Raw genomic sequence first — 14298 nt, forward strand, 5'->3', positions numbered from 1 at the left:
TACCCGGCGAACGTGCCCGCCGTGCCTCCGAGAAACAGATACTTCAGCACGGCAGGGACAGCAAGAAATATGTGCGATAATTGACCTTTGTTCATATATCGCACATATTGTGCGAACTGGCGATGCGGAGCATGTACATTCTCGCGGCTTCACATTGCATCGACGACGGGCGGGCGCACGGAAAACCATGCAGGAAACGGATTTCGTCGGCGGCTTCGCGCGAGGCCTGAAAGTGATCGAGGCTTTTGGCGAAACGACGCCGCGGTTGGCGATCGCGGACGTGGCAAAGGCGACCGGGCTTGACCGGGCCACGGCTCGCCGCTGCCTGCTGACCTTGGCCGAACTCGGTTATGCCGATTATGACGGAAAATTCTTCGTGCTGACGCCGAAGATTTTGCGGCTTGGACATGCCTATCTCTCCGCCACCCCCCTGCCCCATATCGTCCAGCCTTTTCTCGACAAGCTCGCCGAGGAGGTTCACCAGAGCGCATCAGCAAGCGTGCTCGACGGCCCCGAGGTCGTCTATATCGCCCGCGCTTCGCAAAAGCGGGTAATGTCGATCAACCTGATGCCCGGCAGCCGCCTCCCCGCCTATTGCGCCTCGATGGGCCGCGTCCTGCTGGCGGCCATGCCCGACAGCGAGAGCCTGGCGCTCCTGAAACAGAGCAACCTGAAACCCTTCACCCCTCGCACCCTCACCGATCCTGTCCGCCTGATGGAGGAGCTCGCCCGCGTTCGCGAACAGGGTTTCGCGGTCATCGACCAGGAACTGGAGCTCGGCCTCTGCTCGATCGCGGTGCCGCTGGAAAACGACCGCGGCCGGGTCGTCGCCGCGATCAATATCGGCGCACCGGCGGCAAGCGTTCCTGCGGTTGAAATGGCCAAGCGTTATCTGGAACCGCTGAAGGGTATCGCAAGGCTCCTGAGATCCCTGCTGCGCTGAACCCATCAGCGCCGTGAATCGATGAGGCCGGATCGATTCGATCATGTCGTTGGACGGCAGATTCCGGACTTGCGATTCTGCGGGCATGACCAATGAACCGCTTCTCCTCACCCGCCGCGACCCCGCCCGAAACATGGCCCGCTTCTACGTGCTCACCGTCGAGCCCGATCTTTTCGACGGCGCAGCACTCACCCGCAACTGGGGCCGCATCGGCACCAAGGGGCCTTTTCGCATCGATCTGTTCGGCTCCCGGCAGGAAGCGGAGCGACGGTATTTGGCACTTGTCCGCAGCAAGGTGAAGCGGGGTTATCAGCAGAAAGCGGAGATCGGCTGACAGAATTTCGGGCAGCCGCGGTTCTAGCATTGCCGATCCGTGGCCGATTGATGCCGCGTCAGAGGGGCAGACCTACATAGTTTTCCGCAAGCGCCGTCGACGCTGCCCGCGAATGGGTCAGATAGTCCAGCTCGGCTTCCTGGATCCTCTGGTCGAATTCGCCCGTGTCGGGAAAACGATGCATCACCGTCGTCATCCACCAGGAAAAGCGCACCGCTTTCCATACGCGCGCAAGGGCCCTTTCGGAATAGGCATCGACGCCGGCGTCGGAACGGTCCCGATAATGCTCCCGCAGCCCGGTGAAGAGGTAATGCACGTCGCTTGCAGCGAGATTCAACCCCTTGGCTCCCGTCGGCGGCACGATATGGGCTGCATCGCCGACGAGGAACATGCTGCCGAACCGCATCGGCTCGGCAACGAACGAGCGCAACGGTGCGATTGACTTCTCGAAAGACGGAGCGGTGATCAGCGCTTCCGCATGATGCGCAGGCAGGCGGCGGCGAAGTTCGTCCCAGAACCGGTCATCGCTCCAGTCCTCGATCTTCTCATCGAGGGCGCATTGGATATAGTAGCGGCTGCGGGTCGCCGATCGCATCGAACAAAGCGCGAAACCCCGTGGATGGTTTGCATAGATCAGCTCATCGCTGACGGGCGCCACCTCCGCCAGGATACCGAGCCAGCCGAACGGGTAGATCTTTTCGAAAACACGGATTGCGCTTTTCGGCACGGCGTTGCGGCTCGTTCCGTGAAAACCGTCGCAGCCGGCTATGAAATCGCAGTCGATGCGATGGGTGCTGCCGTCTTTTTCGTAGGTGACGAAGGGGGAGCCGGTGTCAAAATCATGGGGCGTGACATTGGCGCCTTCGTAGATCGTCCGGGCTCCGCTTGCCTCGCGACGTTCCATCAGGTCGCGGGTCACTTCCGTCTGGCCATAGACCATGACGCGCTTGCCACCGGTCAGCCCATGAAGATCGATCCGGTGGTCGCGGCCGTCGAAGGCGAGCGAGAACCCCGTGTGGGGCAGGCCTTCGGCGTGCAGCCGCGCTCCGGCCCCGGCCTGGTCGATCAGCCCGACCGTGCCTTGCTCCAGCACGCCGGCGCGGACCCGGCCGAGGATGTAATCCTTGCCGACACGATCAAGGATGATGTTGTCGATACCGGCTCCCGTCAGAAGCTGGCCAAGCAAGAGGCCCGACGGCCCAGAGCCGATAATGGCGACCTGCGTTCTCATGCATCTCCTCCCGAGTGATTTCGTTTTGGCAAATTGTGCTCGGGTTCGCCATCGGCGGCAATGGACATTCGAGCCACAAAATTGGACAAATCGAACATCGTGGCCGGAGATACCCGATGAACAGGCACATACCGATCTACCAGCTATACGGAGAGGATCCGGGCAAACGGCATGATTTTTGGCTGCATTGCGAAACCATCAGGTCGAGAAGCAGCCGCCACCAATGGGAAATCCGCCTTCATCGGCATGAGGCATTCTTTCAGATCCTGTACATCGAAGCGGGGTCCGGCGACGCGACCTTCGGCAGCGAAACGCATCCCATCCGACCGCCGTCGATAGTCGCCGTCCCTGCCGGCCTCAGTCACGGCTTTCGGTTCTCCCGCGACATCGAGGGCCTGGTCATCACTATCCTGAGCTCCCATCTCGGCCACCAGCCGGGGGAGCGCAGCCGCTTCGGCGAATGGCTTGCGACACCGCACCTCACCCCGCTCGACCCGCTGAACGCCGACGCCACCTACGTGGTGCAAACGCTGAAACGAATTGGCGAGGAATTTGATCACCGCAACAACGGACGCAACGAGCTGCTGGATTCCTATGTAAAGCTCGCCGTGCGGCTGACCGCGCGCATCTCCCACGCCGACAACCTCAACCAGCTCCCCGCGAACGAAGGCGAGCGCCGTATGGACATGCTCAACAGCCTGATTCAGCAGCATTTCCGCTCGCACAAGCCGATATCCTTTTATGCGGGCGAACTTGGCATCTCGCTGACGCATCTCAACCGCATTGTCCGGTCGATGGCGGGCTGCACGGCGCACGACCTGCTCACCGCCAAGCTGATCGAAGAGTCCAAGCGTGAGCTCGTCTTCTCGCTCGCCTCCGTGCAGGAGGTCGGCCATCGCCTCGGCTTTGCCGATCCTGCCTATTTCTCGCGCTTCTTCATGAAGCAGACGGGGAAAACGCCGCGTGCCTGGCGCCTGCGAGAAATCCAGTCGCTGGACAAGGAATCTTTCTAAGAGCGACGACCCGGTCTCTTCGGTGCCAACGTTGAGCTGCAGTTCATCCATCCCCGCAATGTCGCCGGAGCGCCGGCTGCGCCGATTACTCTGCCTTTACAACCGGAAACACCACGCAGCCTATCGAGTCACACCTTGCCCCACGTCAGGTCACCAGAAGAAGCAGGACGTATGCAACTACCGTGAACATCAGCCCGCGGAAGGCATAGGAAACGCAGCGGTATTTCTGCCGGGCGATCAGGGACAGCACATCGGCATTGTCCAGGTATTCCTTGAAGAGATAACCAACATCGCTGCGCTGCGCCGCGTGCTCGAATATTGCTCTGTGCTGCGGCCATGTCCCCCAAAAAAGCGAGGTGGACTTCTCCACGCGCCGCGGCAGCACGACCAGGATGGCCGAAAGAATAGACGACACCGAAGCGACGGCGAGCAAAGCCGAGACAACCACCGCGGCCCACGTACCATCGGTATAACGCGCCGAGGTGAATACCCCTCGCCCCTCGCTCGACGAGATCAAAAAGGCGAGCATGAAGGTAAAGATATAGGCGGCCTTCTGGTCCGATATCTTGATCTGATCGTAGAATACGTCGTTGATCTTCCGAACATGGTTGAAGTATTCCTCGGTGATCTCGCCTGACGCCATCGGCATTTCGAGCATCTCGGTCGGTGCGCTTTCGAAGTCGCTCAACTTGTTTTTCCCTCGTTCGGAACTGTTTCCCTGTTAATACAGTCCAGCCGAAAAGCAATGGCATTGCTAAAGGTCATCTTGACACCTGCCGTGTTTCTAAGCAGTTGTGAGATATGTCGGGGGCGTTCAATCGGTTTTATGTTGCAGCAGTCGCGCTGCCTATACTTGCTGGCGGGCTGATGTCCCCGGCAGCGGCGGAGCCCGTCCAACGGTCAGGGCCGGCTGCCGGCGCAGTCATTGCCCGTAAGGTAGGCGAGGAAGTCCGCTTTATCGACGTGTCCAGCTGGCAGTTCGTCGACCTGAAGCAGGACCTTCTTAGCGGTGACGTGCTACGCACCAATGCGACCGGTCAGCTGGCGATCCTGTTTTCCGACCGGACGCAGGTCCGGCTCGGCCGCAACTCCTCGCTCGTCGTCAAGCAGATCACCGCCAGCACCAGTGCTGACACTGTGCTGGAGCTTCAGTCCGGTACCATCTGGGCACGCGCGGAACGCGGCGGGCCTGGCGTACGGGTTGAGACGCCGGCGGCGGCAGCGGCGATCCGCGGCACCGATTGGACGATGACGGTCAAGGGCGACCAAACCTCGCTCAACGTTCTCGAGGGCGTCGTACAGCTGAGCAATCCCCAGGGCAGCGTCGAAGTGCGGCAGGGCGAAGGAGCCGTCGCCTCGATCGGCCAGGCGCCGCGCAAGATCGTCATTGTCGATTCCGACGACCGCGAACAGATGCTGTTCTTCCTGCCGCCGCGTGAGGCATTCGAACGGATGCCGCCGTCTGCACAGCCCGTCGCCGAGATGCGCCGCAATGCTGATCGTATCGCGGCCATTCCCCCCGAGCGCCGTGGCGCGGAGGATTGGCTCACGCTTGCCGAAGCCCAGCTTTCGCTCGAAGGCCGGCAGCGGGCGCGACAGACGCTTGCAAATCTCAAGGGCCGGCCGCTTTCCGCCGCGCAGCAGGCCCGCGTGACGCTGATCGAGGCGGTCCTGGCCGCAAGCGAGACCCGCTACGCGCAGGCCGCCAAACTATTCGAGAAGGCGCAGCGCGGTCTCGACCCGAAACGACGAGGTATCGCACTCTACGGCGGCTACTATGCCCGCGCGCTTGCCGATCCCAACCGGACCGAGGCACTGCCGCCACAGGTGGGGGGATCGGACGGCGCATTTTTGCGCGCCTATGCGCTCGGCTTCCTGCAGGATCTGGGCGCGGCCATAAAGGTTCTCCAGGAGGCGGAACGCCAGTATCCTGACGATCCGGAACTGCCGGCATATCGCGGCTGGCTTGCCATCCTGCTGAACGATCGCGCCCAGGCGGAAGAGGCGCTCAACCGGTCCCTCTCGATTGATCCCGCCGAACCGACGGCGCTCGAGGCGCGCTCGCATTTCCGGGCCGGCTTCAAGGGTGATTACCAGGGCGCGCTCACCGATCTCGAAGCGGCCATCAAGGTCGCGCCCGGGGGCTCGACGACCTGGAACGCGATCGGCAACATCCAGGCGGCGCGGAGCGCCAATCGCGAGGCCGAAGCCGCGTTCAAGAAGTCGATAGAGCTTGATCCTCAGGATCCGCTCAGTCATTCCAACCTGGCACTCTTTTATCTCGATATCGGTCGCGTCGAGGATGCCAAGCGGGAAATCGACATCGCGCTCGCCATCGATCCTGGCTTCGACACGGCGCTTGTCGCGCGCGGTCGATATTATCTGCAGACGGGCGAGCTGGACAAGGCGGTCGACGATCTGCTCGCAGCAAGCGTTGCCAATCCCGGATATTCGCAGGCGCAGCTGCTGCTGGCGGCTGCGAATTATGAAAAGGGCGACCGGGTACCGGCCGAGCAGGCGACGGAAAATGCCGAGCGGCTCGATGACAATGATCCGGTGATTTCCGCCCTGCGCACGGCGGTCGCGATCGATAATTACGACTCGGAAGGCGCCATTCGCAACGCGCAGGAATATCTGCGGCGCTCCAAGGCCCGCGGCGGCGATTTCAGCTCGCTCGGCGCCAACCAGCAGGCGGGGTCGACGCTGAACGACGCGTTCCGGCTGCAAGGCATGAATGCCTGGGGCGAATATTACAGCGACGCGGCCTTCGATCCCTTCGCCGGCACCGCCTATATCGACCAGAGCATCCGCGGCAGCGCCAACCCGTTCGTCAACAATTACTTCTACGGCGACGACGTCATCACCAACGCGCCAAACGGGCAGGCTTTCTCGTCCTTCCTGCAGGGCCTGATGCTCGAGCCACAAATCATTTCCGGCCGATCGCGCTCTGCCAACATCATCAGGCGTCCGTTCTTCGAGGGCTCGATCGGCGGCGGCATCAATACCGCCGGCGGCGAACTCGATTATATTGGGGAGGGAGAGCTCCAAGGATACACCAACCTGCCATTCCCGATCAGCTTCTATGGGAACCTGCAGTGGCAGAGGGTGCCGGACAGCCGTGATATCGGGGCACTGACGGATCTCGATACGGAGAACAAGCCGATCAGCGGAAATGGGTATGTAACCGTAAGCCCCACTGCTTTTGACCGGATGGTTTTCTATTTCAACTCGGGCGAGAACGGATTTGCCCAGGACTACGCATTCGATCTCGGGAGGCTCGGTATTTTCCCCGTTGCATCTGACTTGAATGTGACAAGCCGCGCCACGACCGCCGGTGTCGGCTGGAGCCACAGCGTCGGGTACCGAAACGTTGTGAACGCCGCACTTATGTTTAGCGGCGTTTCGTCCCGCAGCCATCTATATCAGGAAGTTGTTTTGGCCGGGGGCAGTGTTCCCTTCGTCGATCAAACGGATAGGTTCCGACAGGAGAGTTATATCGCCGCTGTAAGCCACATGATCGGCGACGGTGACTTGACGTGGCGGTATGGTATCGAAGGTGGGTGGGTAGATTCATCGAGTTCTAGCGACGATCTTTTCACCCCCCCGCCCACCTCAGCGTCAGACACCAGCATGGTGGGCCGCGCTTACGTCGATCTCCTTCACGAGATCACATCCGACCTCAAGGCAGAATATGCACTGTTCGGTTCCGTAGTGGATGGAGGTTCAGATGTTCAGCGCCTGGAACCCCGGATTGGAGTTGCGTGGTCTCCTGCCGAAGGCCAGTGGCTGCGCGCAGGGTTCATTCGAAGCAGCTTTGACCTATCGACGCCGACCTTGTCTCCCGTCGGGGTGGTCGGCCTCCAGCCAAACCAAATTTCGATTGCGACTGAAGGCTATACGGATACCGCAGCATTGCGGTGGGATGCGGAGTGGAGTCGTGATTTCCTAACCGCGTTTGAGTTTCAGCATCAAGATATTGATGATCTGCGTATCAGCCGGCCGCTGTCCGCCATTCCTTTCGCAACCGGCGAAGGGCGTATTGATCGAGCCAGCTTGACGGCCAATGTTCTGCTAGGCGATGGCTTCGGATTATCGTCAACGGTTGCATACACCGACTCTGAGGACCGGGACCCCGCATCCGCTACATTTGGCGGCTCCTTGCCTTTCGTGCCGGAATGGGGAGGACAGGTGGCTCTTACATGGGTCAATGAGGCCAATATCAAAGCTACGCTTGCCGCCAATTATGTGGGGAAACGCGATGACTCCACCGGCAGGGAATTGGACGAGTACTGGACGATGGATGCCAGTCTGACCTGGGAGCCCCTTGATAAACGGCTCGAGCTTGAACTGGGCGCCTTTAATCTTCTCGATGAAGATTTCATCCTGGATCAAGACGATTTCGGCAACCCGATCGCCGGCTGGGGCCGGTCCTTCAGGGGCACGGTCAAAGTTCGGTTCTGATGGCCGATCGGCGCGGCTTCTCCTCTTCGATTTCGCGGGTCTTCTCGTCGCGCGGCGTTCAGGTCTCCGTTCTCGCCGCATTGTTCTTCGGGGCCGCGGCACTCATCGCCCGCCTGCCCGGCTGGCCGCTGATTGACTACCGGACTTTCGATTATCTCTCGACCGTCTGGGCGGAGCCGCTTGCCGAGGACGGACCGATCATCGTGGCGATCGATGAGCCGTCGCTGGCGGAGATCAACATGCAGTGGCCGTGGCCGCGCAGCCTGCATGCGAAATTGATCACCCAGCTTCGCGCAGCGGGCGCCAAAGTGATCGCCCTCGACATCATCTTTTCCGAACCGTCGGCACCGTCCGAGGACGAAGCGCTTGCCGAAGCACTTGGGCCGGACGTGGTGCTGGCGGGCGACGAGACGCTGGTGACCTCGGACCAGGCCGACCAGTTCATCCGGGTCATGCCACTGCAGATGTTTTCCGACAGGCAGGCGCCGACAGGCATCGCCTCGGTCGGCCTGCACCGCGATGGCGTGCTGCGCGAGATGCCCGACTATAGCGACGGCTTTGCCGCAATGGTCGCGACAGCTGTGGGCATGGAGGCGGATTTGCCTGAGCCGGGAAGCCTCATCCAAGTGTTTGGCGGTCCCCGCACCTATCCGACGGTGTCCTACTACCAGGCCCTCGATCCCGAAAACTTCCTGCCGCCGGGGATTTTCAAGGACCGGATCGTCATTGTCGGGTTGAGCCTGCAAAATGCGCCGTCGATCGACAACGGCGGGGCCGACGCCTTTCCGACCTCCTATACGGTTCACAATGGCAAGCTGACGGCCGGCGCCGAGATCCAGGCGACCATTTTCGACAACCTGCGGCTCAGGAGGTCCATCACCGAAGCCAGTGGCCCGATGAAACAACTGCTGCTGCTGGCCGCAGTCGTGGCGGCCTCCGTTCTTGTCTGGAAGGATACCGGCTGGCGCACGGTGGCACTCGGCGCGGTGGCGATTGTCGTGCTGTTCGTCGGCAGCTATGTCAGCTTGCGCTTCGGTCGCCTCTTCGTGTCCCCTATGGCGTCGTCGCTCGCCTTTGCCGGCATGGCCGCGGCGCAGGCGACGCTCGATTACGCCCAGGAGCGGAAGACCCGCCGGCAGATCACGCGGGCTTTCTCGCAATATCTGGCGCCCGCACTGGTCGATCAACTCGCCCGCGATCCATCCAGACTGAAGCTCGGCGGCGAGACACGCGAGCTTTCGATCCTGTTCTGCGATGTGCGGGGCTTCACCACCATCGCCGAACAGCTCAAGGATGATCCCCAACAATTGACGATGTTGATCAACCGGCTGCTGACACCGCTGTCGGACATCGTGCTTTCACATGGCGGCACGATCGACAAATATATCGGCGACTGCCTGATGGCCTTCTGGAATGCGCCCCTCGACGACCCGTCGCACGCGGTCCATGCGGTATCAGCCGCGCTTGATATGCTCGACTCGATGCAGGCGCTGAACGACGGCCTGAGGGCCGAAGCGGAAGCAACGGGGCGGACTTTTTATCCGCTGGCGATCGGGATCGGCATCAATACCGGCGAATGCGTGGTCGGCAACATGGGCTCGACGAGCCGTTTCGACTATTCCGCACTCGGGGACGCCGTCAATCTGGCCGCGAGACTTGAAGGCGCGTCAAAGGCTTACGGGGTGCCGCTGCTGCTGGGTGAACGGACCGCGCAGGCCGTGGGCGATACGGTCGCCGTCTTCGAACTCGACCGCATTAGGGTCAAGGGCAAGACGGAAGCGGTTCCCGTCGCCACGGCGCTTCGGGAAAGTCCCGACACGGCGCGCGAGGTCCATGAGCAATTTCTTCAGGCGCGCTACCGCGGTGATATCGCTCTCCAGCGGGCTCTGGCTCGGAGGCTCGTGCGTGATGTGCCGGCGCTTTCGGCGTACCATCGACAGGCGCTGTAGCCTCAGAGCAAGAGATCGGGCTGCCGCATCAAGGTCGTCGGTTCTCATGTCGACGATCGACATGTTGGGACGATATTTCAATATCCGGCGCATTCTTAAATTAAATAGTCTATTTCTTTTGTAGAAAATATCTCACCCTTCCGTGCATCGATTTCCGGTTCCTGCAACGACAAGGGGAAAATTAACGATGACATTGGTGAAAACAGTGAGAATTGCGCTGTTCGGCCTGCTTGCCTTCGGCACCATGGGCGGGATGGTCGCGGCCCAGACGAACGCTCCTCTTCTTGCGAAGGTGCCGCCGGGGACGGTCCTAACGGTCGGGGATCCGGTGACCCAAAAGGCGCTCGAAGTCTCAGGCTTGATCAAGGAGCTGTCGTTCGAAGTCAAATGGGCAAATATCAGTGGCGGCCCGCAAACCTCGGAAGCGTTCCGCGCCAAGGCACTCGACGTCGGGTCGGTTGCAGAAATTCCCTCTATCTTCGCCAACTGGAACAACCTGCCGGTTCGCAACATCGCCTATCGCGAACGCCGCGACCCGATTGCCAATCCCATCTACCGCTTCGGAGTGGCGCCAGGCGCCGGCATCAAGACGCTGGCCAATTTCCGCGGCAAACGCATCGCATTCAGCCCCGGCCAGGCCCAGGGAGCCCTCGTCCTTCGCGCACTCCAAGCCGCGGGCCTCAAGAAAAGCGACGTCACGCTGGTAGAACTGCCGAGCACCGGCGACGTCTATCCAAAGGCGCTGGCCAGCAAACAGGTCGATGTGGCGCCGCTCGGGGGCGTCTATATAAGGCGCTATATCGCGCAATACGGCTCCGATGGCGCGACGCTCGTCGAACACGGACTGCGCGATGATCCGGGCCATCTCTATGCGCCGCAATGGGTGCTGGACGATCCGGGAAAGGCCGCGGCACTCGCCGAATATGTCGGGCTCTGGGCACGTGCGACCGAGTGGGTGAACAAGAACCCGGAGATCTGGATCAAGACATATTACGTCGGCCAGCAGGGCCTGAGCCAGGATGACGGCGAATATCTCGTCAAGCTGACCGGGGAGCAGGTTGTTTCCGGGGACTGGAGCGAGGTCAAAAAGCGCCACCAGGAGACGATCAACCTGCTGGCGGCGGAGCTCGGCTACAAGCCCTTCGACGTCGAAAAGATCTTCGACAACCGGTTCGAAAAGACCGCCTCCGCCGCCTTGGCGAAGAGCCAGTAATCCCCCTGCATCATCCAACAGGAGATCTGAAGCATGGCAACCATTTGGGATGCGGATGAGGCGAAATCATCACGGGTGTCCAGCCGTGAAAGTGCATATACCGTTCCAACCGTAGCGAGACCCGTCACGTCCCGGAGCCGCCGCAGACTGGGACCGGGGCCGGCGATACCCTTCGGACTGCAGATCGGGCCGGCATTGCTGGTGCTGCTCTGGGTGGTAGGCTCGGCGCTCGGGTGGATCGACCCCCGGATCCTGTCCGCCCCATGGACGGTCATAGAAGCGTTTGGAAGGCTGATCGAACAGGGCCGGCTGCAGGACAATTTCGTGACGTCGGCGACACGCGCCCTGCTTGGGCTCAGCATCGGCCTCGTCATCGGCACGATCCTTGCCGTCACCGCCGGCCTTTCGCGGATCGGCGAGGCGCTGATCGACGGCCCTGTCCAGATCAAGCGCGCCATCCCGACGCTGGCTCTGATCCCCCTGCTGATCCTGTGGTTCGGCATCGGCGAAGGCATGAAGGTCACGACAATCGCCCTGGCCGTGATCATACCCGTCTACATCCACACCCATAATGCCCTGCGCAGCATCGACAGCCGCTATGTCGAGCTGGCCGAGACCCTGCGCATGAGCCAGAAGGACTTCATCTTCCAGGTGGTGCTGCCCGGCGCATTGCCCGGCTTTCTCCTGGGCCTGCGGTTTGCCGTCACCCTCTGCTGGGTTTCCCTTGTCGTGGTCGAGCAGATCAACGCCACCAGCGGGCTCGGCTACATGATCGAACTCGCCCGCAACTATGGGCAAACCGATGTCATTCTCGTCGGCCTGGTCGTCTACGTGATGCTCGGCCTCGTGTCGGACGGTCTCGTCCGCCTGCTCGAACGGAGGGTCCTCTCATGGCGCCGCACTCTAGCCAACTGAAATCCGCCTCCAGAACAGTGCATGTCCGCAACCTCATGCGCCGGTTCGCCACCAAGACGATCCTGGATCGCGTGGATCTCGATATCGCCGAAGGGGAGTTCGTTGCCCTCCTCGGCAGGAGCGGCTCCGGGAAAAGCACTTTCCTCAAGGCGCTTGCCGGCCTCGATCACGATGTCGAAGGAACCGGGACGCTTGAAACTCCGGACAATCTCTCGGTGGTTTTCCAGGATGCCCGTCTTCTACCCTGGCGCACCGTAATCCAGAACGTCACGCTCGGCCTGCCGGGGGCAGCCGGGCAGGAAGCCGGCAGAAAAGCATTGGCCGAGGTCGGGCTCGAGGGGCGCGAAGCGGCCTGGCCAAACCAGCTCTCGGGCGGCGAGCAGCAGAGGGTCGCCCTTGCACGCTCGCTGGTTCGCCAGCCGTCCCTGCTTCTGGCCGACGAGCCGTTCGGCGCCCTCGACGCACTGACGCGGCTGAAGATGCATGACCTGCTGCGGGAATTGTGCGCAAGGCATCGGCCGGCCGTGTTGCTCGTCACCCACGACGTCGACGAGGCAATCTCGCTCGCCGACCGGATACTGGTCCTCGACGACGGCCATTTGATCGAGGACCTGCGAATCGATCTGCCGACGCCGCGCGATCACGGCGATCCGCGCTTTGCAAAAATCCGCACCCAGCTTTTGAGCCGCCTCGGGGTTGAAACTCCCGGACGGCGCGCCGCCTGAAATCCAACGGAAGCTCTCATCATGGCCAGCAAGGCTTAGTTCAATCTCAACGCCTCGAACGGGGGACACGCCAATGAGTAATGAGAAGAGACAAATGCGGCTTGGGGCCTTCATCATGGCGACCGGCCATCATGTGGCAGCCTGGCGCCATCCGGCCTCGCAGGCCGACGCGGGCCTGAACATCGATCACTACCGCGAACTGGCGCAGACGGCGGAACGAGGCAAGTTCGATCTGGTCTTCGTGGCCGACAGCCCGGCCGGCTGGGAGCGTGCCAAGGAGCCGGAAGCGCTTCGGCGTTCCTCGCAGGGTGCCCATTTCGAACCCGTGACCCTGTGGGCCGCGCTGTCGCAGGCCACCAGCCATATCGGCTTCGTCGCCACGGCATCCACCACCTATGAAGACCCCTATCTTCTGGCCCGCAAATTCGCTTCGCTCGACTATATCTCCAAGGGTCGGGCGGCCTGGAATGTGGTGACGACGGGCGCGGATGTCTCCAAGAACTTCTCCATCCCGGGCCATCCCGCCCATGCCGACCGCTACGCGCGCGCCGAGGAATTCGTCGACCTGGTGAAAGGCCTGTGGGATAGCTACGAGGATGATGCCTTTATCCGTGACAAGGAAAGCGGCGTCTATCTCGACCCGGACAAGGTGCATCTCGTCGATCACAAGGGTCACTTCTTCACGGTCACCGGTCCGCTCAATGTCGGCCGTCCCGTGCAGGGTTATCCGGTCATCGTCCAGGCAGGGGCATCGGAGCCCGGCCGAGAGCTGGCCGCCCGAACCGCCGAGATGATTTTCACCGCCAACCAGACGCTCGAGGACGCCCAGGAATTCTATTCCGACGTCAAGGGACGGCTTTCCCGCTACGGGCGCAGCCAGCACGACCTCTTGATCAGTCCCGGCATATTCCCCGTTCTCGGCGGCACCGAAAGGCAAGCACAGGAGAACTACGACTATATCCAGTCGCTCGTTCATCCCTCCATCGCCTGGAACATCCTCGCCCGCCACTACAAGGGCGTCGACCTTTCCGGCTATTCGCTGGACGATCCCGCTCCACCCCTGCCGCAGGATACGGAACTCAACAAGAGCCGCCTCAAGCTGGTCACCGATCTGGTATCGCGAAACAATCTGACGCTGCGCCAGTTCTATCTGGCTGTCGCGACCGCCCGCGGCCATCGCACGGTGATCGGCACGCCGGAACAGATTGCTGACGCCATGCAGCAATGGTTCGAAAATGGCGCTGCCGATGCCTTCAATATCATGCCGCCGATCCTGCCCGCCGGATTGACGGATTTCGTCGATCAGGTCGTGCCGATCCTGCGCAAGCGTGGCCTTTTCCGGCATGAATATGAAGGAACGACCCTGCGGGAGAACCTCGGTCTCAAACGCCCGCAGAACGGCTTTGTGCTTCGGTCACAGCTTGAGCCGGAGGCACGGGCAGCCGTATAGCTCCCGCGCCACATTGAATCCCTTGGCCCTAAAGATGGCGACACCGCCAATGCTTCTCGGCCAA

The 14298-nt window shown here is 61.5% G+C and carries 11 protein-coding genes; 9 read left to right on the top strand and 2 right to left on the bottom strand.

Going from position 1 to position 14298, the window contains the following annotated elements:
• The first annotated feature begins 187 nt into the window (after window positions 1–187).
• Window positions 188–943, top strand: a complete 756-nt coding sequence (locus tag C5L10_RS00105) for an IclR family transcriptional regulator (RefSeq protein ID WP_105427999.1) — start codon at window positions 188–190, stop codon at window positions 941–943.
• Window positions 944–1028: 85 nt separating this feature from the next.
• Window positions 1029–1277 (top strand): WGR domain-containing protein, encoded by a 249-nt coding sequence (locus C5L10_RS00110; RefSeq protein WP_105428000.1) that lies wholly within the window; start codon window positions 1029–1031, stop codon window positions 1275–1277.
• Between the two features lie 58 nt (window positions 1278–1335).
• Here the strand turns inward: C5L10_RS00110 and pobA are convergent, their stop codons facing one another.
• A complete protein-coding gene (gene pobA, locus C5L10_RS00115; RefSeq protein ID WP_105428001.1) occupies window positions 1336–2508 on the bottom strand; it encodes a 4-hydroxybenzoate 3-monooxygenase in 1173 nt (390 codons plus the stop codon).
• Window positions 2509–2624: 116 nt separating this feature from the next.
• Here pobA and C5L10_RS00120 point away from each other — a divergent pair, with 116 nt between their 5' ends.
• The gene (locus C5L10_RS00120; protein ID WP_105428002.1) at window positions 2625–3521 is read left to right on the top strand and encodes a helix-turn-helix domain-containing protein; all 897 of its coding nucleotides are present in this window, start codon (window positions 2625–2627) and stop codon (window positions 3519–3521) included.
• A 145-nt stretch (window positions 3522–3666) separates the two neighbouring features.
• Here the strand turns inward: C5L10_RS00120 and C5L10_RS00125 are convergent, their stop codons facing one another.
• Window positions 3667–4209 carry a Pycsar system effector family protein gene (locus tag C5L10_RS00125; protein WP_105428003.1) on the bottom strand — a complete coding sequence of 181 codons (543 nt, stop codon included), beginning with the start codon at window positions 4207–4209 and terminating at the stop codon, window positions 3667–3669.
• Between the two features lie 113 nt (window positions 4210–4322).
• Here C5L10_RS00125 and C5L10_RS00130 point away from each other — a divergent pair, with 113 nt between their 5' ends.
• The 6 genes from C5L10_RS00130 (at window position 4323) to C5L10_RS00155 (ending at window position 14234) form a co-directional block, all read left to right on the top strand.
• Window positions 4323–7982 (top strand): FecR domain-containing protein, encoded by a 3660-nt coding sequence (locus C5L10_RS00130; RefSeq protein ID WP_105428004.1) that lies wholly within the window; start codon window positions 4323–4325, stop codon window positions 7980–7982.
• Window positions 7982–9931 (top strand): adenylate/guanylate cyclase domain-containing protein, encoded by a 1950-nt coding sequence (locus C5L10_RS00135; RefSeq protein WP_105428005.1) that lies wholly within the window; start codon window positions 7982–7984, stop codon window positions 9929–9931. Before C5L10_RS00130 ends, C5L10_RS00135 begins: the two co-directional genes overlap by 1 nt.
• Before the next feature lie 187 nt (window positions 9932–10118).
• Entirely contained in the window at window positions 10119–11144 is a 1026-nt protein-coding gene (locus tag C5L10_RS00140; protein WP_105428006.1) for an ABC transporter substrate-binding protein, read from the top strand.
• Between the two features lie 33 nt (window positions 11145–11177).
• Window positions 11178–12059, top strand: coding sequence for an ABC transporter permease (locus C5L10_RS00145; protein WP_105428007.1), 882 nt, complete (start codon window positions 11178–11180; stop codon window positions 12057–12059).
• Window positions 12035–12784: an ABC transporter ATP-binding protein gene (locus C5L10_RS00150; protein WP_105428008.1), complete on the top strand. Its 750-nt coding sequence runs from the start codon at window positions 12035–12037 to the stop codon at window positions 12782–12784. The genes C5L10_RS00145 and C5L10_RS00150 overlap by 25 nt, the downstream gene beginning before the upstream one ends.
• 73 nt (window positions 12785–12857) lie before the next feature.
• Window positions 12858–14234, top strand: coding sequence for an LLM class flavin-dependent oxidoreductase (locus C5L10_RS00155; RefSeq protein ID WP_105428009.1), 1377 nt, complete (start codon window positions 12858–12860; stop codon window positions 14232–14234).
• The last annotated feature ends 64 nt before the right edge of the window (window positions 14235–14298 follow it).

The sequence above is a fragment of the Neorhizobium sp. T6_25 genome, assembly GCF_002968555.1.
Classification (GTDB): domain Bacteria; phylum Pseudomonadota; class Alphaproteobacteria; order Rhizobiales; family Rhizobiaceae; genus Neorhizobium.

Coding starts and splice junctions, on each gene's coding strand:
- C5L10_RS00105 (WP_105427999.1), top strand. CDS start 188: ATGCAGGAAACGGATTTCGTCGGCGGCTTCGCGCGAGGCCTGAAAGTG.
- C5L10_RS00110 (WP_105428000.1), top strand. CDS start 1,029: ATGACCAATGAACCGCTTCTCCTCACCCGCCGCGACCCCGCCCGAAAC.
- pobA (WP_105428001.1), bottom strand. CDS start 2,508: ATGAGAACGCAGGTCGCCATTATCGGCTCTGGGCCGTCGGGCCTCTTG.
- C5L10_RS00120 (WP_105428002.1), top strand. CDS start 2,625: ATGAACAGGCACATACCGATCTACCAGCTATACGGAGAGGATCCGGGC.
- C5L10_RS00130 (WP_105428004.1), top strand. CDS start 4,323: ATGTCGGGGGCGTTCAATCGGTTTTATGTTGCAGCAGTCGCGCTGCCT.
- C5L10_RS00135 (WP_105428005.1), top strand. CDS start 7,982: ATGGCCGATCGGCGCGGCTTCTCCTCTTCGATTTCGCGGGTCTTCTCG.
- C5L10_RS00140 (WP_105428006.1), top strand. CDS start 10,119: ATGACATTGGTGAAAACAGTGAGAATTGCGCTGTTCGGCCTGCTTGCC.
- C5L10_RS00145 (WP_105428007.1), top strand. CDS start 11,178: ATGGCAACCATTTGGGATGCGGATGAGGCGAAATCATCACGGGTGTCC.
- C5L10_RS00150 (WP_105428008.1), top strand. CDS start 12,035: ATGGCGCCGCACTCTAGCCAACTGAAATCCGCCTCCAGAACAGTGCAT.
- C5L10_RS00155 (WP_105428009.1), top strand. CDS start 12,858: ATGAGTAATGAGAAGAGACAAATGCGGCTTGGGGCCTTCATCATGGCG.